The organism is Erythrobacter longus, assembly GCF_000715015.1.
GTDB classification, from domain to species: domain Bacteria; phylum Pseudomonadota; class Alphaproteobacteria; order Sphingomonadales; family Sphingomonadaceae; genus Erythrobacter; species Erythrobacter longus.
On record NZ_JMIW01000010.1, the window covers coordinates 57,188 to 74,746 of the forward strand.

17 protein-coding genes and 1 tRNA gene are annotated in these 17,559 nt (G+C 56.8%); 10 read left to right on the forward strand and 8 right to left on the reverse strand.

Annotated elements, in window-relative coordinates; translation table 11 throughout:
* Positions 1-156 precede the first annotated feature (156 nt).
* Positions 157-753, forward strand: coding sequence for a hypothetical protein (locus tag EH31_RS17455; protein ID WP_152553620.1), 597 nt, complete (start codon positions 157-159; stop codon positions 751-753).
* Positions 750-1,322, forward strand: a complete 573-nt coding sequence (locus EH31_RS16415) for a hypothetical protein (RefSeq protein ID WP_034962409.1) — start codon at positions 750-752, stop codon at positions 1,320-1,322. Before EH31_RS17455 ends, EH31_RS16415 begins: the two co-directional genes overlap by 4 nt.
* Before the next feature lie 26 nt (positions 1,323-1,348).
* Here the strand turns inward: EH31_RS16415 and EH31_RS16420 are convergent, their stop codons facing one another.
* Together EH31_RS16420 and EH31_RS16425 are read right to left on the reverse strand one after the other, a co-directional pair.
* Positions 1,349-2,689: a homoserine dehydrogenase gene (locus EH31_RS16420; RefSeq protein WP_241765972.1), complete on the reverse strand. Its 1,341-nt coding sequence runs from the start codon at positions 2,687-2,689 to the stop codon at positions 1,349-1,351.
* A gap of 76 nt (positions 2,690-2,765) precedes the next feature.
* Complete coding sequence (locus EH31_RS16425) at positions 2,766-3,617, reverse strand: hypothetical protein (RefSeq protein WP_034962411.1); 852 nt, start codon at positions 3,615-3,617, stop codon at positions 2,766-2,768.
* A 478-nt stretch (positions 3,618-4,095) separates the two neighbouring features.
* Between EH31_RS16425 and EH31_RS16430 the strand changes: the two genes are divergently transcribed.
* From EH31_RS16430 to EH31_RS16445, 4 genes are all read left to right on the forward strand, one after another.
* A complete protein-coding gene (locus EH31_RS16430) occupies positions 4,096-4,770 on the forward strand; it encodes an energy transducer TonB (protein ID WP_034962413.1) in 675 nt (224 codons plus the stop codon).
* A gap of 72 nt (positions 4,771-4,842) precedes the next feature.
* Positions 4,843-5,616, forward strand: coding sequence for a MotA/TolQ/ExbB proton channel family protein (locus tag EH31_RS16435; protein ID WP_034962416.1), 774 nt, complete (start codon positions 4,843-4,845; stop codon positions 5,614-5,616).
* A 133-nt stretch (positions 5,617-5,749) separates the two neighbouring features.
* Positions 5,750-6,286 carry an ExbD/TolR family protein gene (locus EH31_RS16440; RefSeq protein ID WP_199797056.1) on the forward strand — a complete coding sequence of 179 codons (537 nt, stop codon included), beginning with the start codon at positions 5,750-5,752 and terminating at the stop codon, positions 6,284-6,286.
* Positions 6,287-6,324: 38 nt separating this feature from the next.
* Positions 6,325-6,762: an ExbD/TolR family protein gene (locus EH31_RS16445; protein ID WP_034962418.1), complete on the forward strand. Its 438-nt coding sequence runs from the start codon at positions 6,325-6,327 to the stop codon at positions 6,760-6,762.
* 81 nt (positions 6,763-6,843) lie between these two features.
* Here EH31_RS16445 and EH31_RS16450 read toward each other — a convergent pair whose 3' ends face one another.
* From EH31_RS16450 to EH31_RS16475, 6 genes are all read right to left on the reverse strand, one after another.
* Positions 6,844-9,324 (reverse strand): ligase-associated DNA damage response DEXH box helicase, encoded by a 2,481-nt coding sequence (locus EH31_RS16450; RefSeq protein WP_034962420.1) that lies wholly within the window; start codon positions 9,322-9,324, stop codon positions 6,844-6,846.
* The gene (locus EH31_RS17095; protein WP_152553621.1) at positions 9,324-10,139 is read right to left on the reverse strand and encodes a DUF2059 domain-containing protein; all 816 of its coding nucleotides are present in this window, start codon (positions 10,137-10,139) and stop codon (positions 9,324-9,326) included. The genes EH31_RS16450 and EH31_RS17095 overlap by 1 nt, the downstream gene beginning before the upstream one ends.
* Before the next feature lie 88 nt (positions 10,140-10,227).
* Positions 10,228-11,016 (reverse strand): hypothetical protein, encoded by a 789-nt coding sequence (locus EH31_RS16460; protein ID WP_034962421.1) that lies wholly within the window; start codon positions 11,014-11,016, stop codon positions 10,228-10,230.
* Positions 11,006-12,442 carry a phosphoglucomutase/phosphomannomutase PgmG gene (gene pgmG / locus EH31_RS16465; RefSeq protein ID WP_034962422.1) on the reverse strand — a complete coding sequence of 479 codons (1,437 nt, stop codon included), beginning with the start codon at positions 12,440-12,442 and terminating at the stop codon, positions 11,006-11,008. The genes EH31_RS16460 and pgmG overlap by 11 nt, the downstream gene beginning before the upstream one ends.
* A 151-nt stretch (positions 12,443-12,593) precedes the next feature.
* A complete protein-coding gene (locus tag EH31_RS16470; RefSeq protein ID WP_051699382.1) occupies positions 12,594-12,929 on the reverse strand; it encodes a J domain-containing protein in 336 nt (111 codons plus the stop codon).
* Positions 12,930-12,932: 3 nt separating this feature from the next.
* The gene (locus EH31_RS16475; RefSeq protein WP_034962423.1) at positions 12,933-13,757 is read right to left on the reverse strand and encodes a division plane positioning ATPase MipZ; all 825 of its coding nucleotides are present in this window, start codon (positions 13,755-13,757) and stop codon (positions 12,933-12,935) included.
* Between the two features lie 119 nt (positions 13,758-13,876).
* Here EH31_RS16475 and panC point away from each other — a divergent pair, with 119 nt between their 5' ends.
* The 4 genes from panC to EH31_RS16495 all read left to right on the forward strand — a co-directional run bounded on the left by panC (position 13,877) and on the right by EH31_RS16495 (position 17,467).
* On the forward strand, positions 13,877-14,749 hold the full coding sequence (gene panC, locus EH31_RS16480; protein WP_034962424.1) for a pantoate--beta-alanine ligase: 873 nt from the start codon (positions 13,877-13,879) through the stop codon (positions 14,747-14,749).
* Positions 14,750-14,774: 25 nt separating this feature from the next.
* Positions 14,775-15,815, forward strand: coding sequence for a DUF475 domain-containing protein (locus tag EH31_RS16485; protein ID WP_034962425.1), 1,041 nt, complete (start codon positions 14,775-14,777; stop codon positions 15,813-15,815).
* Positions 15,816-15,874: 59 nt separating this feature from the next.
* Positions 15,875-15,948: transfer RNA gene (locus EH31_RS16490), tRNA-Gly, on the forward strand.
* Between the two features lie 118 nt (positions 15,949-16,066).
* Entirely contained in the window at positions 16,067-17,467 is a 1,401-nt protein-coding gene (locus tag EH31_RS16495) for a DUF6538 domain-containing protein (protein ID WP_081853474.1), read from the forward strand.
* The last annotated feature ends 92 nt before the right edge of the window (positions 17,468-17,559 follow it).

Here is a 17,559-nt window from a genome sequence, read left to right on the forward strand (position 1 = left end):
GTTCATTGGGAATTCAGTCCTTATGCGCCCATTGCGAAGGTCGGGGCGTTGAATGCTCCAACGCTTAGCCATGAGGATATAGGCTTGTCGAGCATTCCAATGCATAACCCAACGGATGCGAAGCTTTGGCCGCGCCCTGGTGTGAAGAGCTATAGTGTGAAGAGCTTTCGTCGGGGCCTTGCTATCCTCGCAGTTTGTGTTGCTGGTCCTCTGGCAGCGCAAGATGAAACGAGTGTTACGGATGATGGAGAGCAGGCCGAAGAAGAAGCCGAAAGACCCGCCCCGCCCCAGCAGCGTGAACGCCGCGTGCTTGACCTGATGATCACCAAGCCGCGCAGCGAATCCGATCAATTGCTCGAGCAGGACTGCGAAGAAGAGGCGGACGCTGCGCGCATTGCCAATGAAATTCTTGTTTGTCGCCGATTGGGTGAGAGCACGGACGGGTCATGGGACAAGGGCGAGTTTGAGCGCGGCTATGCTCAGCGCACACAAGGCGAAAAGCCGGTCGATGTTGCTGGTGGTGGGATATTCAGAGGACCCGCAACGGTTGGCGGGCTGTGCGTAATCCCGCCCTGCCCCGGCGAAGCGGCGCTTATCATCGATATCGAAGCCCTGCCCGAAGCGCCGGAAGGGTCAGACGCTGACCGAATTGCGCGCGGACTGCCCCCATTGGGCAAGGACGAAGAGCTTACCCCGGAAGAGATCCAAAGGCGCAGACGCGCCGCAGGATTGGATGCGCCAGATTTGCCATGATGGTTGGCGCGTGGTTTCACGGGGGACCTATCTCTTTTTACTCGGCTCTGATCGCTTTTGCCCTGCCCGTTTTCGCCCAACCCGTTTCTGCCCTGCCCTTTTCCATCCTGATCGCCTCGGTATTTGTCCCGGCACCCTTGCTGGCACAGAGCGCGGACGAAGAGGATGAAGAGGATGAACGTGAAATCGTCCTTGATCTCACCCGCCTACAAACGCGTCCTTCAGCCGAGTTTGATGAACAATGCGAAGCGCAAATGGATGCAGCGCGCCTTGTGGGCGAAATTGTTGTGTGCCGCAGCCTGGGCGAGGCCACCGACGGATCATGGAACGCGAAAGCGTTTGAGCGCAGATACGCCCAGCGAACCCAGGGTCCAAAGGCGCCGGATGTGGATGGCAGCGGGCTGATCCTGCCAACCGAAGGCTCGATCTTTATGGTGACCTTCACCACCAGGTTTGGCGAGGTTTCCGATCCTCCGGTCATGGTCGACTTCGAAACTCTGCCCGAAGCGCCTGAAGGATCAGATGCGGACCGAATTGCGCGCGGACTCCCACCTTTGGGCGAAGACTAGGCAGCCATGCACCAGAAGGTCATCGCCTAGGCGATGATCGGCAGGACCAGTGGCTCACCCGTCAGGCTGTCCGAACCATCCAGCAATTCGACGGCGCGAGCGACATTGGCCTCGGGCCCTTCGTGAGTGACCATCGCGACCAGAACTTCGCCGTCATCGCCGCCGCGCCCTTTTTGAATGAGGCTTTCAATCGAGACATTCGCATCGCGCATCGCTGCTGTGATTTCAGCGAGCACGCCGGGGCGGTCATTCACGGTAAAGCGCAAATAGGTACGTTCCATCCGTCCACCTGGCTGCGCAGGGCCAAGACTGGCAAGCTGCGCAATCGGCATGGAGAAAGGCGCGCCGACATCTCCGCGCGCAATATCAATGATATCAGCAACCACGGCGCTGGCAGTCGGGCCATCGCCCGCCCCTGGCCCTTGGAACAGCAGGCGACCTGAGAAGTTGCCCTCCGCCACCACCGCGTTGGTGGGGCCATCGACAGGGGCGAGTGGGTGATTTTTGGCCACAAGGCACGGGCGCACCCGTTGCAGGAGCTTGGGACCATCTGCATCTTGTTGCACGTCGGCTTCTGCAATCAGGCGGATAACAAAGCCAAGCGCATCGGCCTGAGCGATATCGGCGGCGCGCACAGCCACAATGCCGGTGGTTACGACATTGGCAAAATCAAGCTCCACCCCGAACCCGATAGTCGCAAGGATCGCCAGTTTGTGCGCGGCATCCACACCTTCGATATCAAAGGTGGGATCAGCCTCCGCATATCCCAGCGCCTGCGCCTCGACGAGAGTCTCGGCAAAGTCAGCGCCGGTCGCCTCCATCGTGGTGAGGATATAATTACAGGTGCCATTGAGGATGCCGTAAACCTTGGTGAGTTGATTGGCGCTGGTCCCTTCGCGAAGGCCTTTCACCACCGGTATGCCGCCCGCGACCGCCGCTTCAAATTTGAGCGCAAGACCGCCCGCCTCAGCCGCTTTTGCAAGCTCAAGCCCGTGATGCGCGACCATCGCCTTGTTAGCGGTAACCAAACCCTTGCCGCCCGCAAACGCGGCGCGCGACAACGTCAGCGCAGGGCCATCTGAGCCGCCAACCAGCTCAACCACAACATCAACGTCCTGGCGCGAGCCAAGCGCGGTCATATCATCTTCCCAGGCAAAACCACTGATATCGACGCCGCGATCCTTACCGCGTTCGCGGGCGCTAACCGCGGTGACTTCGATAGCCCGGCCAGCGCGCGCAGCAATCAGTTCGCGGTTGGTTTCAAGCAGGCGAATAACCCCTGCGCCAACAGTCCCAAGGCCAGCGATACCAATGCGAAGAGGTGAGGTGTTGCCCAAAAGAGCGCTCCAATTTGTGGTGGTCTGCAATCAGGCACTTCGCTTACGGGCCCCGGCTCGCAGGTCAAGCGTGTAAACCTGTCGGTTTCACAAACGAAGCTCTCGCTTAAACCTCATCCGCCCGTGTGATCGCTCTTGCGCAAGGGCCAAGGGCATCCATGACAAAGCGATAATCCGCCTCTGCCAAGCGGCGAGCCTCTGGATCGCGTGCGAGGTTTGCGCTGGAAGGCAACCGCGAAGGAAGCGAACAGGCAAGGCGGTACCACCGCAAAGTCTGAGGTTCAGGAGCGCGCGCCGACGAATCGATGATTTCGCCCCAGGACACGCCCCATGTTACCGGCTGCCCCGGCCGCCTTAATACCGTGATAGAGACAGGCGAACGGTCCCTGGTCTCAACAAAAATCTGCGTTTCTGATTCGCCTACCAGATTGCCCCGCACTGCGAGCGCATCACCAATTCCCGTCACCTGCGGCGGCACATCGGCCTTTGCAAGATCGGTCAAGATAGGTCGAAGCCGCGCTTCAAACTCAGCGGTGTAATCCAGCATTGCCTGCTTGGCGGTGAGCCTGATTGCTCCGCTTTGGCCCGGAACCCGGTCGGCAAACAGCAGCATCTGGCGCTTCTTATACTTGCCCGGCTTCCCCTTCGCATTCAGCGGTACGTCAACCAGAAAGGTCAGCGATTCGCCAACCGCAGCAGAGCCGGAAATCAGTGAGAGCGTGCGCGCCTCTATATAAAGCCTTGCAAATCCGGGCTCTAAACCCGGTGCGCGCTCTGGCTTGAGAATGATCTGGCGGCGAATCTCTGCCCTGATTACCATGTCACTGCGCTCTGCAAGGTCGACAAGATCGGCATAAGTGGCCCGCTGTGCGGCGCTGCTCAAATCTGGGACAGGGTTTTGAGAAAGGGCCGGAGTTGATCCTGCAAGCAGTGATGCCGCCACAATGGATGATCCCATTAGACTCTTGAAACAAAGGGTTAATTTCGCGTTAACATGGGGCTTCATCACCGAATCCTACTCAACAGACACACAACATATTTGTGCCTTTCCTATTGCAAGTCCATCGCAATGAATCGCTCCTGAATGGATAAAGCGTTTGATTGCCCGAAAGTTGACCGTTAAAGCCATCCGCTCGTGTTGAGGTTGGGGACAAAGTCAGCACGTGGAGCGTCTTTGCATTTTAGGTCCGTATTGGATCGAAGAGGCAAGGTCGATTGGGATGGTTTTGAAGAGCGTGTAACGGGTCGCCGGGTCCCGCTTTGAAGAAAATCCTGACCAGTCGGAAGTTCAAGATTCTGGGAGTCACTACCTGGGACTAACTCATCGGGACGCGTGCTTTCACAAGTGCGAATCGAATAGTGTGAGTTGTTCTGGCGCGTGAAAATGTGTGTCGAACGCCCCGGTTCGACCAAGACTATGGAGTGAAAGCGACTGGATGGCCTACGCTGACCAACAAATGGGTGGAAGTCGAGTTACTTCCATTATTTTCGTCGCGCTAATCCACGTAGCAGTCGGTTACCTGCTCATTTCCGGGCTCGCCATTTCGGCGGTGAAGGAAATCGCTGAGCGGGTTACTGCGGTTAACGTGGAAGAGCCCGAGGAGCCCCCTGAGCCCGAGGAGGAGCCACCTCCCCCTGAAGAGATTGTGGAACCACCACCCACTGTACCTCCGCCACCAATCCCTCAGCTCAACCAGAACAACAATGTTGAGCGGGAACCAGACCCCAACCCGACGCCGCGGCCAACGCCGGATCCAACTCCGCGCCCTACCGCGACTGCAACCCCAACGCCGCGGCCGACACAGGCTCCGTCGAAGGCTCGCGGTGCATCAACTCGTGGCGAGGGTCGCTGGGCAGGCCGTATTCAAGAGAATTATCCTTCACGGGCACTTCGTGAAGAAATCGAAGGTACGGTTGGTGTGGCTGTGACGGTGACGCCGGATGGTCGAGCGACAAATTGCCGGGTTACCGCATCAAGCGGTTCCAGCATTCTCGATGACGCAGCGTGCCGCGGAATGGAGCGTTATGCGCGCTTTAACCCGGCGCTTGACCGGGATGGCAATGAGACCACCGGCAGTTACTCGACACGGATCACTTACCGTTTGAATTGATCGAATTGATGGTGTCTGTGGGCAAGGGAGCCCGCAGACACCGATAAAACTACTTCAAGAGGATTACTCGCAATGAACCTTTATTATCTTACAGCGGCTGCTGCCGGCACTGAAGCGCCCGTCAACGAATTTGGCTTCATGAAAGCTATGGAAGAGGGCGGCCCTGTCGCTTGGTCGATCCTTGCTGTCATGATCATCATGTCAGTTGGCTCTTTCTACATCCTGTTCACCAAGTATTTTGAACAAGCCAAAGTGATGCGTCAGTACAAGAACGTTCAAACTGCGTTCTGGCGCACTGCATCGCTCAAAGAAGGCGCAACCAAGCTTGAGAAGAACTCAGCCTGGCGCCAGCTTGCTGACGATGCTGTCACCGCTCAAGACCACCACGGCAAGATGGAAGGTGCTGGCAACGAGATTCACTTCGTTGAAGAAGAGCTCGCACACTCGCAAAACACCATCAACCAGTCGCTTTCCGGCGGCCTGTCGTTCCTGGCATCGGTTGGTGCAACCGCTCCGTTTATTGGTCTGCTTGGTACCGTTATCGGTATTTACCGCGCGCTGATCAACATCGGTATCGAAGGTTCTGCTTCGATCGATAAGGTTGCGGGTCCTGTTGGCGAAGCCCTCATCATGACCGCGATTGGTCTGCTCGTGGCTGTGCCTGCTGTGCTTGCGTTTAACTGGCTCCAGTCGCGCAACCGCCGCATCGACGCTTTGATGACCGATTTCTCGAACAACATCGTTGCATACATCGGCTCTAACGGCACAATTAAGCCTGCTGTTAGCGCTGCTGCACCCGCCAAGAAGCCTGCTGCAACGCCAGCGGCTGCGCCTGCGAAGAAGTAAGCGAATTTCGGCCCGAGAGGCGCAGTTCCCTGCGCTGATCGGGCCGGCCTGCTTACCCCTTCGCACAAGGCATCTTTTCGAAAGGGTGTCTGATTTGAGAAACGCTCAAACTTGAGCAATTAAGGAATTCACAATGGCGATTTCGACGGGAGGCGGGGGCGATACCCCAATGTCCGACATCAACACCACGCCGCTTGTGGACGTGATGCTGGTTCTCCTCATCATCTTCCTCATCGCGGTTCCGGTGGCGATCCAAACGATCGAAAGGCTTGAAATCCCGGTCTTCGAATCCGAAGAATCCAAGGACAAGGTGGAAAACCTGCAGCTTACCATCAGCACGACCGATGCTGAGGGCAGGACCGCAGGAACCATTCGTTCTGGATTTTCCGGAGCGACACGGGGCGGCGAGTGCCGGGTCTACTTTAACAACATCACTCCGGTTAACTCGGAAGAGCTTCGCAAACAGGCGTTTGACCGCCTCGATGCGATCGTTCAGCGCGCTGGCGGGGTTGAAGTGATTATGGCAGATCCAGAACTCATCCCACAGGTGCACATCCGGGCTGACGTTGAGACGCCTTGGCGCTGCGTTGCGGGTGCGATCTACAACATTCAGGCAGCGGGCTATCCAACGGTTGGTTTCATTTCCAACCCGGTTGATCCAAATGGCTGATCCCAAAGTCTGTTTGACGAATTTAAGGAGTAACTGACATGGGTATGGCTGGAGGTAAACTCGACGGCGAACCGATGCTCGATATGAACATGACACCGCTGATCGACGTTTTGCTCGTTCTGCTGATTATGTTCATCATCACCATTCCGGTGGCAACACACTCGGTTGATATCGATCTTCCATCAGGCGATCCGCCACCAAACAACATTGATGTCGAACCCGACAAGAACAAGTTGTCGATTACAGACGACGACCAGCTCTTGTGGAACGGCGAGCCGATCACTGACGGAAACCTGGTATCAATTCTTGCGCAAACACTGGCGATGCCAGTGGAGCCTGAATTGCAGTATGAACCGTTTGCTCAAGCAAGCTACGACAAGTCGGCGAAAACGCTCGATATCATCAAGAGGTCTGGCGTGACCAAGTTTGGTTTTGTCGGAAACGAGAGATACCGCGTGTTTGGCGGTGCCGAATAAGGCTTCATCGAAGCAAGAGCCACTTGGCTTTGAAAAAAGGGCGCTGTGAGGAAACTCACGGCGCCTTTTTTGTTTGGGGCGCTAGTGGGCTTCCTTCGGCTCAATCCGCATCGCTTCGCCCGCCAATGTCTCCGCCTCTAGCAGGAGCTCATCGTCGACCTCGCCTTGCGGCACCGCTTCGCGCCCGATCATCGTCATCACCGGCACGGCAAGCGGGCTCACCCGGTCAAGCTCGACATGCACAAGCTCGTGTTGCGAACGCTCAAGCAGATCTGCGAGCCGTCCCACATCGGTCATCCGCGCGCGCGCATCGGTCCATGCAGCTTCCAAAAGCACATGGTCGGGCTCGTATTTCTTGAGCACATCATAGATGAGATCAGTTGAGAAGGTCACTTGCTTACCCGTCTTGCGCTTCCCGGGGTGCTGGCGTTCGATCAGACCACTGATGACGGCCACTTCGCGAAAAGCGCGGCGCAGGAGGTGGCTTTCGGTCACCCAATCAGTGAACTCTTCGGTCAGGATATCGGGCGACAATAGCGGTTTGGGATCAGTCACCGGCTTCAAACCCCACACCGCAAGAGTGTAGTCATTCGCCACAAATCCCGCAGGCATCAGGCCAAGGCTTTCCATGCGACGGGTGATCAGCATGCCCAGCGACTGGTTCGCGTTCCACCCTTCGAAGGTGTAATAGGCGGTATAGTGCTTTTTTGCGTGCGGGAAACTTTCTACCAGCAATTCCCCTGGCTTTGGCAGTCGGCTGCGATAATCCTGTACCTCCAACCATTCGCGCACATCATCGGGGAACCGCCCCCACCCGGCGCGGTCATCGAGCATCGCCTGCACCCGCGTGGCCAGATGCGTTGTGAGCGGCAAGCGCAGCCCGCCATAGCTTGGAATCGTCGCCGACTTTTTAGCCGCGCGCACGATCACGTCCATGTCCTTGACGGCCTCAACCTCAAGGCTCATCCCGGCAAAGAAGAAGGTGTCACCGCTCGACAATTGCGCTGCGAACCGTTCTTCCACCTTACCCAATTGCCGCCCGTTCTTGAAGCGGACCTGCAGCATCTCACTATCGACAATAATACCGGCGTTCATCCGGTGGCGCTGTGCCTGATTGGGGTGGGTGAGCCGCCAAACACCCTGCTTATCGCGGGTGATCCGCTTAAACTTGTCGTAGGCTTTCAGCGCATAACCACCGCTTTCAACAAAATGCAGCACCCGATCAAACACCGCCTTGTCGAGCCAGGCATAGGCCATGGAACTTCGGATTTCGGCGAGCAAATCCTCCTCGTGGAACGGCCCGGCACACGCACAGGCCATCACATGCTGGGCGAGCACATCGAGGCCGCCTGCACGAAAATCCTCGCCATCGCGCATGCCCTCATCAACCGCATCCTTCGCTGCCATCGCTTCGAGAAACTCGAACCGATTGCCCGGCACCAGAACCGCGCGGCTTGCTGTATCAAGCCTGTGCCCTGCACGCCCGATGCGTTGCAGGAGGCGTGAGGAACCCTTTGGCGCGCCCATCTGCACCACCAGATCAATATCGCCCCAATCAACGCCCAAATCGAGGCTCGCCGTGCACACCAGCGCGCGCAATTCTCCCGCTGCCATTGCGTCTTCGACCTTGCGCCGTGCCTCTTTCGACAGGCTCCCGTGGTGGACACCGATGGGCAGGTTTTCCTCGTTCACTTCCCACAGGCATTGGAAAATGAACTCGGCGAGAAAGCGCGTGTTGGTAAAGATCAGCGTCGTGCGATTGTCACGAATCGCCTGCATCAACTGGTCCACCGCCCAGCGCCCCGCATGCCCGCCCCAAGGCACGCGCTCTTCTATTGGCAAGAGGATTTCCACCTCAGCAGGCGCACCTTTTTCGCCAAGCACCAAGTCTGCTGCTTGGATTTCGCCTGTGTCCCCGGGGGCTTGCGGGCTGAGCCATTCCTGAAAGCTCAACGGATTGCCAAGCGTAGCCGACAAAGCGACCCGCTGCATATCGGGGGCAAGCGTTTGAAGCCGCGCAAGGGCCAGCGCCAAAAGGTCACCTCGCTTGCCCGTCGCAAAAGCGTGCACCTCGTCGATCACCACTCGTTTGAGCGTGCGAAACATCTCCATGCTCTCTGGATAAGAGAGCAGGAGCGAGAGGCTTTCCGGCGTGGTCAGCAGAACGTGAGGCGGCTTTGTGCGCTGGCGCTTCTTGCGGTCGGAGGACGTGTCTCCTGAACGCGTCTCCACCCGGATCGGCAGGCCGATTTCCTCAATCGGGGTCAGCAAATTGCGTTTCACATCATGCGCAAGCGCCTTCAATGGCGAAACATAGAGTGTGTGGAGCCCATCTTCCGGCGCCTCACCCGCCGAGGGCGCAAAATCGCACAAGGTCGGGAGAAAGCCCGCGAGCGTCTTACCCGCTCCGGTGTCGGCCACAAGCAATGCGTCCGCTCCTGCGCGCGCTTTGCTGAGCATATCCAGCTGATGCCGTCTGATCCGCCAACCGCGCGCATCAAACCAGGCTTGGACCTCAACGGGGACGGGACCCTTGGGCCTCTCCGCTTGCGATAAGACCATTAGAACTCGGTGCTGGTTCCCGCAGGTTCAGCATCTGCCAATTCCTCTTCGCTCACCCCCAACAAGGAAGCCAGTTTTGCGCGTTCTTTAGCACTTAGAGCAGAGAACGTGCGGCCTTCGGGGTACTCAGCAGCCGCGTTCTCCATCATCTCCATGATCGAAGGCATACGCTGCATCATTGCGGGCATGATTTCGTTCATTGACGCCATGACTTGCGGGTCGGCAAAAATGAGGAAGCTTTCAGCGGCGTATTTCTTGCCCACAGGCGTGTCGAAATAAGCGCTGAGGTCTGCCAATTCCTCGCCCGAAAACCGCACTGCATAAGCGCGCGCAAGGCCGGAGCGATAGGCAGGCTCAACCTCCACCACAACTTCGCTGATGAGGGTGAACATCGCATCGCTCATCGCGGCGTTGCGCTGTGCTGCTGCCGGATCAAGCAATGCGACCGCTTCCGCCAGCTTTTCGTCTTCAACAGATGTCAGGGTGAAAGGGTCAATGCCAGTAAGCGCCGTCAATGTGATAGCAGGCGACCCGCCAAGTCCGCCCAGCATCCCCTCCATCATTGGGGCCATACTTTCGTTCATCATCTTGGCATACGTGCCTTCGGGAAAGAGCTTAGTCACGACCACCATCGCCGCGCCAAGGCGTGCTTCTTGTTCGGGCGACAATGGTTCGGCCGTCCCGAACATATCGCCAAACAGCGAACCCAGCGCTCCCAGCTCTTCAGCGGTCGGCTCGCTCGATTGGGCGAATGCAGGCGCAGGGGTCAGCGACAGGGCAAGGCCTGCAGTAGCGGCCAATATCAAGCGTTTCATCATCACGGTCCTTTTCAATATCTCGTGAAGAGTAATGCCTCACCCAAACAAAGCGTTCCACCCCATTTCTAGCTATTTCTTTACGCCTTCACATACAGGAGCGAAGGAAGAAGAAGGCGGCAAGGCCATAGATCACCCAATAGGTCTTGATCGGATAACGTTCAAAGAAACCGCGAACCGCACCGCGAATTTTGAGGCCCATATCACTTGGTTCATCGGATGCGGAAGGCTTGGGAACGATCAGTGAGGGATCAATAGTTTGCTCGGCCTCGGGAATGTAGCCTCCTGCAGGCTTCCATTCCTCATCCGGGTTCGGGTCGAGCCCGGGCTCAACCTGTGGTCCATAATGACCAGGTTCTTCGGGCACATCATAGCTCGGGCGATAGCGGCCCGCATGCTCCCACCCATCGCCTATCTCTTGGGCCTCTACAGATGCGGGAGATGGTTCGCCGTTTGCTGAATTTTCGGTTCGGGAGGCAGACTTCCAAGGTCCGTTAAAGTCGCGCTCGGGTACTGGTTCTGGCTCTGGCTCTGGTTCTGGCTCTGGTTCTGCAGGAGCCTCCTGTTGGGACTCTGGCACTTGTCGGGGCTCTGGAACGTCAACGGTTGGCGAGACCTCGGCGGTGACTTCCTCGCTTTGACCGCCTTCATCCGGGTCGCTTGCCTCTAGCTCACGCTCTTCCTCGCGCTGCAATTCAGACGCCAAGAACAACGCCTTCTCGCGAGCCTCCGTCAGTTCAGCAAAAGCGGATATGCGCATGGCCTGCGCATCAAGTTCAGCCCTCTTTGCAGCATAGGCGGCATGGATCGCATCCTTATCGGACGTGCTTGCGATCCCGAGCTTTTCCCAAGCCCACTGTGTGCCCTTAATGCCCAACGCTCTCCCCGCGTTCGAGGCCAGAGAGCTGCAATTGCTCGTCGATCTGCGCGATCAGACGATCAAGGCCTTCCTGCGTGTCACTTTCCGCACGAGCAACCAGCACGTCTTGCGTGTTGGATGCACGAAGCAGCCACCAGCCATCGGCAGTGTTCACGCGCACGCCATCGGTTGTATTGACCTCTTCGACGCCATCACCAGGATTAGTGGTAAGCCGCTCTTTAATTTCAGCCATAGCCGGGAATTTGCGGACCTCATCCACTTGGAAACGCATCTCTGGCGTATTGAGCATATCGGGGATTGCGCTACGCAGTTCAGTCACCGACTTACCCAGCCGTGCAGACGCTGCAAGCAGGCGGACGCCGGCATAAAGCGCATCGTCAAAACCGTAATATGTGTCGGCAAAAAACACGTGCCCGCTCATTTCGCCAGCAAGCGGCGAACCGGTTTCCTTCATTTTGGACTTAATGAGCGAGTGGCCGGTCTTCCACATCAACGGCTTGCCGCCATGTTTTGCGACGTGGTCAAACAGCGCGCGGCTTGCCTTTACATCAGCGATAATCGTTTGACCTTGATGGGTTTTTAGAACGTCCTCGGCGTAAATCATCAAAAGCTGATCGCCCCAGATCACACGCCCTTCGCCGTCAATCGCACCGATCCGGTCGCCATCGCCGTCAAAAGCCACACCAAAATCGAGGCTCTTCTCAGCGACTAAGCTGCGCAGATCCGCCAAGTTCTCTTCAACCGTTGGATCAGGGTGGTGATTGGGAAAATGTCCGTCAACTTCAGTAAACAGCAAATGGTGTTCACCCGGCAATCGCGCCGCCAGCGCTTCGAGGGCCGGTCCGGCCGCGCCGTTACCCGCGTCCCAACCGACCTTGAGGCCGCTGAGTTTGCTCTCGTCGATACCAGCCAATCCTTCGAGCATGCGCTCGACATACTCGCGCATGATGTCGCGAAGGGTGACTTCTCCGGCTCCATCGGCCCAGTCCCCGGCAGCAGCCATGGTTCCCAAAGTCTGGATGTCGGCCCCGAAAAATGGTCGCCCTTGAAATACCATTTTGAAGCCATTGTAATTGGGGGGATTGTGGCTGCCAGTTATCTGAATGCCGCCTTTCACGTCTTCGGCTGAGGCTTCGGCGTAATACAGCATTGGGGTCGCGCCCATGCCGACCTTCACCACATCGCATCCGCTTGCCGCAAGCCCTTCAACCAAAGCATGTTCGAGCATGGGGGAGCTTACCCGCCCGTCATAACCCACTGCGACCTTGGGCGGGCTGGACGCGCCCTCAGCCTCTTCCGCGCGGCGAAGCAGCGTTCCGAACCCGCGACCAATGGCACGCGCATCATCTGGACCGAGGGTCTCGCCAATAATTCCGCGAATATCGTATTCACGCAGCACTGTGGGGTCGAATGTGTGAGACATGAGAATAGGGGGCCTTATTCGTGGGTGTTTGACTGCTTAAAAATTTCGTCTGCGTTCAGTTGGCGCGCTGAGTACGCCAGCAGGCAGCAAGCATAGACTCGCTTGTGCAGCCTCTTCTAGAACAATTGCGTCAAGACTACGAAATTCTCAGCTATTCTGGAGTCGTATCATCGTCAGACGCATCCATATCGGAGTTAGGCGCGTCAGACGGAGGCAGGTTCGCAAGCAGGAAATCGCGTGCGTCATTGGCTTCGTGGACCTGCGCGCTCGACCCGCCACGGTCGGGGTGAACTTTGGAAATGAGCTGTTTGTGCGCGCTCAATATCTCTTCCCTTCCCGCTTTTCGAGTCACGCCAAGAGCTTTGCGTGCCTCAGCCAGTTTTTGCGTGCGTGTAGGTGAGCCAGCGAGAAGCTCCCAAGGCCATCTTCCCATGGCCCAGCGGCACAAGATTGCTATGACAATCAAGATAACGGCGAATTTCAACATGTGTCAGGCGGGCTCCACTGGGGCTTTGGCTTTCGCGAACTTGGGCAGGTTGAGCGCCATCACCAGACTGCGCAATTCCTGGCGCGCGACAAGGTGGCTGGTACCAAGGTCGCCCAAATGGCCTTTATCAAGAAGGGTCAGGCCCGACGGGAAAAGCTCGCGGAAAATCACGCGTTCGGAAAGGCCATGGGTCACGCGAAAGCCAACGCGCTTGGACATTTCGGTAAGCGCCTGATTGATACGCGCCATGTTGCGCGCCTCGGTCCGGCCCGTGCGATTGCGCACCACGACCCAATCCATCTGGGGGCGATCCCCCGAAGCCGTTGCGCGGCTGCGCTTCATCCGCGCCTCCCAGATAAGCTCGGCAAAAAAGGACAGTTTCTTGACCCTGAAATTTTCGGGATCGACCTGACCGATAAGGTCAAAATCGACAAAGCTATCATTCATTGGCGTCACCAAAGTGTCTGCCTGCTCAACCGCGGTGCGCGCCAATTCATCGTCGCGCCCAGGATTGTCGATGATCAGAAAATCGCAGTCCGCCTCGAGCTTTTCCATTTTTAGCAGAAGCGCCTGTGCGCTGCGGCCCTTGAACACTTCGCAAGCCGGTGTCGGCAAGTGTAGCCCGCGGCGCTGCATCGTGTGGAAACGGTTTTCCATATAGCGATGCGAGGTGCGTTGGCGCGGATCAAGGTCAAGCATAGTCACCCGAGCACCAAGGTACGACAGAGCAACCGCAACGTGCACGGCCGTGGTCGATTTTCCGGTGCCGCCTTTCTCATTGGCAAAAACAATCCGGTGCACTCGGTGTTCCTGGGGGGCGGCAACCATTCAAATAAATCCTTTTTGAGTTCACGCATCGGTTGACCAAAACAGCGCTACGCCTTGTTAGCATATAGCGCGAGGGTCTATTGATACTCCGCATAAGCCTTATTCAAGGGGACACCCACGTGCAAACTGCACACACGCTCGATGTGTTGAGAACAAATGTTGCAAAGCTTCGCGGCGCCAGCGACGGGAGGGAACGCGCGCGCATCGGCCTCGTGCCTACGATGGGCGCGCTGCACGAAGGGCATCTGACACTGGTGCGCCGCGCATTGGAGGAATGCGATGCGGTCGCTGCGTCGATCTTTGTGAACCCCACGCAATTTGGCCCGAATGAAGATTTAGACGCCTATCCCCGGCAATTGGCCGAAGATGCAGCGATGCTGGAAGCAGAAGGCTGCGCGCTTTTGTGGGCACCCAGCGCTGAGGAGATGTATCCAGAAGGCTTCGTCACGAATATATCGGTTACCGGCGTGAGCGAGGGGCTGTGCGGCGGATCCCGGCCTGGCCATTTTGATGGCGTTGCAACAGTCGTGAACAAGCTGTTCAATCAGGTTCAGCCCGATATGGCATTCTTTGGAGAGAAGGATTTTCAGCAGCTGGCTGTCATCCGGGCAATGGCGCGCGATCTTGATCTTGCTTTCCCCCATGTCCACTCGATCATCGGCGTTCCCACCGTGCGCGAAAGTGATGGCCTCGCCATGTCGAGCCGTAATCGGTATTTGTCGGATGCAAACCGGGCCGCAGCGGCAAATCTTCCGCGCGCCATGCAGGCAGCGATTGCTCAAATCGAGGCGGGCGCGCAGATAGCAAACGCACTTTCTGAGCTTGAGAAGGCTTTGATGGACGCAGGCTTTGACAAGCCCGACTACACCGTTTTGGCAGACGCCGCTTCCCTTGAGCCGTTGGAACGATTAAGCGGCAAGCCAGCGCGGCTTTTGGTTGCTGCCCGTATTGGGGGCACGCGCTTAATCGACAACATGGCCGTTTCATGTTGACCGGTCTTAGGGATCACAGTTTTCGATGTTAAAGCACTTTTGGGGCTCACTCGTGTTCACCGCCATCTGCATGGCGTTGGGCGGATGGTATGGCTGGACAGTCTCTGGCACGCTTGAAGGCACGCTCTCCATCCTTTGGATTTGCGCTGTCCTCGCTGTGCTGGAGGTTTCGCTTTCGTTCGACAACGCGGCCGTCAATGCCTCGGTCCTGAAAGACATGGACCCGGTTTGGCAGCAACGCTTCCTCACGTGGGGGATTGCGATTGCGGTCTTTGGTATGCGGATTGTCTTCCCGATTGTGATCGTAATGGTCGCAGCTTCGCTTGGCCCCATTGACGCAGTAGGCTTGGCGTTAAGCAACCCGGACGAATACCAACGGATCGTAAGCGATGCGCATATCGGCCTCATGGGTTTTGGCGGCGCGTTCTTAGGCATGGTCGGGCTTAAATTCTTCTTCGATTCCGACAAAGACCACGATTGGATCGCCGTCATTGAGCGCCCGCTGGCGAAGGTCGCCGATATCGAAGCCATCTCGATTGGTATCGTCCTTCTTGCAACATGGGCGACGTCGACCATGCTGGCCGACGCAGATGCGCTTGCCTTCATTATCGCTGCGATTGGCGGGCTTCTTACATATCTGGTGGTGGAGATCGTCAACCACGTGCTCGAACCGCCCGCGCCTTCTTCAGGGGACGTGGCAAGGGCCGGGTTTGGCGCGTTTCTCTATCTCGAAGTGCTCGATGCAAGCTTCTCATTCGACGGGGTGATCGGGGCCTTTGCGCTCACCAACAACCTCATCATCATCGCCATTGGCCTTGGCATTGGCGCGATGTTTGTGCGTTCGATGACGATCTTTCTGGTGCGCAAAGGCACGATGTCGGAATATCGCTATCTTGAGCACGGCGCGTTCTACGCGATCCTCGCGCTCAGCGTGATTATGTACGTCAACACCTTCGCGCATATTCCAGAGGTTATCACTGGCCTCATCGGCGCGGTCCTTATCGGGCTTGCCTTCTGGTCTTCTGTCCGCGCAAACAGGGCCGATGGAGCAGCGCAAGCTGCGTAAGAGATTGGCTGCTTGACGAAAGAGCGGCTTTGATGGCAAAGGCGCGAGCCTACGAGCGGGCGGGTATAGCATAGTGGTAATGCTCTAGCCTTCCAAGCTAGCTAGAGGGGTTCGATTCCCCTTACCCGCTCCAGACATTCGCAGCCCTCTGAAAACGCAGATAAATCTGTTCTCCAAGACCGACAAATCTCTCTGATCGTTCAATAAATCGTCGCCAACAGTGGGTCACACAGTTGGGTCACAAACAGTCCATGCAAGGCGTCTACCTGCGTGGCTCAATCTATCAGTATCGAGTGCGAGTTCCCGCTGATCTCCGACAGGCTTTAGGCAAGAGTCATGTCAAAAGATCGTTGCGAACAGACAGCAAAAAGCGCGCGCTCCGATTGGCTCGCCTCGCGGCATTCGATATCGAGTCTATGTTTGAGCGGACGCGTGTTCAAAACGGCATGCTGCCAAAGGATGAGGTCGTCATCCAAGCAACGATTGAAGCAACTGCTTCCAAGACGATTTCGGTGCGATCTGCCAAAGATCACGAACCTACTACTCTTATGACTCTCTCAGAAGTCTACGAGCGTTTTCTATCGGACCCAGCACGAAGTATATCAGATCGGTCAATGTTGGCGCACCACACCACCCGCCGAGTGGTCGAAGATGTGTTGGGGGCGAGCACGCCGATTACTTCGATTGAAAGAGAAGATTGCCGTGATCTGCTCGATACTTTGCGTTGGATGCCAAGGAACCTCGCCAAAAAATTCAGCGGCATCAATGTCCGCGATGCCGCTAATTCAGCGCGGAATAACTCGGAGATTCGGACCATAAACACAACGAATGTGAACGCCTACATGTCGAGGTTTGCGACAATGCTCAATTGGGCTGTGGTGGAAGACTATCTCGGGAAGAACCCAGCGCGTGGACTTCGTATAGCAGGTTCAGTGCATCCCAAGGATCGACGCCAACCATTCGCTGCATGGCAGCTTCACAATATCTTCCACGCGCCGATTTACGTCGGATGCAAAGATGAACAGCATGGATATGCTGTCTCGGGGAATACGATTGCTTCTGGCGCTCGCTATTGGGTCCCATTGATAGCGCTCTTCTCGGGTATGCGGCTTAATGAAATCTGCCAGTTGGACGTGTCCGACATTCGTAGCCTTGATGATGTTCAGTGCTTGGTGATTTCGGAGCAGAGCATTTCGGGCACGACGGACAAATCGTTGAAGACCAAGTCTAGTGAGCGGATCGTGCCGATGCATCCATCTCTCGCAGAACTCGGGTTAATCAAGTTTGTGCAAAGCAAGAAGGCTGCTGGAAGTTTGAAACTGTTTGATGACCTGCCCCTCGGGCGGCGAGGTTTCCGCTCTGTATCCTTTTCGCGCTGGTTTTCACGATTCCTTGTCAGCGCGGGCGCAGCGGCTGACCGAACATGCTTCCATTCGTTTCGTCATGGGTTTCGTGATTCAGCACGAAACGCAGGCATCGACCGTGATGTTACGTTGCGTTTAGGGGGTTGGGTAACTGGTGGTTCTGGAAGTGAATCTGCCGGCAACTATGGTGCAGGCTACCGCCCAAAAATCTTGTATGATGCTATTGGGCAAATCGAGTTTCCCGATCTCGATCTATCGCATCTCTTGAAACGGCAAAACCAAGTTTAGCCGTTCGCAGGTAGACGCCTTGCTTGGACTGTTTGTGACCCAACTGTGTGACCCACTGTTGGCGACGATTTATTGAACGATCAGAGAGATTT

Excerpts from the sequence above, each read along its gene's own strand:
- EH31_RS16415 (WP_034962409.1), top strand. The coding sequence starts at position 750 with ATGATGGTTGGCGCGTGGTTTCACGGGGGACCTATCTCTTTTTACTCG.
- EH31_RS16425 (WP_034962411.1), bottom strand. The coding sequence starts at position 3,617 with ATGGGATCATCCATTGTGGCGGCATCACTGCTTGCAGGATCAACTCCG.
- EH31_RS16430 (WP_034962413.1), top strand. The coding sequence starts at position 4,096 with ATGGCCTACGCTGACCAACAAATGGGTGGAAGTCGAGTTACTTCCATT.
- EH31_RS16435 (WP_034962416.1), top strand. The coding sequence starts at position 4,843 with ATGAACCTTTATTATCTTACAGCGGCTGCTGCCGGCACTGAAGCGCCC.
- EH31_RS16440 (WP_199797056.1), top strand. The coding sequence starts at position 5,750 with ATGGCGATTTCGACGGGAGGCGGGGGCGATACCCCAATGTCCGACATC.
- EH31_RS16445 (WP_034962418.1), top strand. The coding sequence starts at position 6,325 with ATGGGTATGGCTGGAGGTAAACTCGACGGCGAACCGATGCTCGATATG.
- EH31_RS16450 (WP_034962420.1), bottom strand. The coding sequence starts at position 9,324 with ATGGTCTTATCGCAAGCGGAGAGGCCCAAGGGTCCCGTCCCCGTTGAG.
- EH31_RS17095 (WP_152553621.1), bottom strand. The coding sequence starts at position 10,139 with ATGAAACGCTTGATATTGGCCGCTACTGCAGGCCTTGCCCTGTCGCTG.
- pgmG (WP_034962422.1), bottom strand. The coding sequence starts at position 12,442 with ATGTCTCACACATTCGACCCCACAGTGCTGCGTGAATACGATATTCGC.
- EH31_RS16470 (WP_051699382.1), bottom strand. The coding sequence starts at position 12,929 with ATGTTGAAATTCGCCGTTATCTTGATTGTCATAGCAATCTTGTGCCGC.
- EH31_RS16475 (WP_034962423.1), bottom strand. The coding sequence starts at position 13,757 with ATGGTTGCCGCCCCCCAGGAACACCGAGTGCACCGGATTGTTTTTGCC.
- EH31_RS16485 (WP_034962425.1), top strand. The coding sequence starts at position 14,775 with ATGTTAAAGCACTTTTGGGGCTCACTCGTGTTCACCGCCATCTGCATG.
- EH31_RS16495 (WP_081853474.1), top strand. The coding sequence starts at position 16,067 with ATGCAAGGCGTCTACCTGCGTGGCTCAATCTATCAGTATCGAGTGCGA.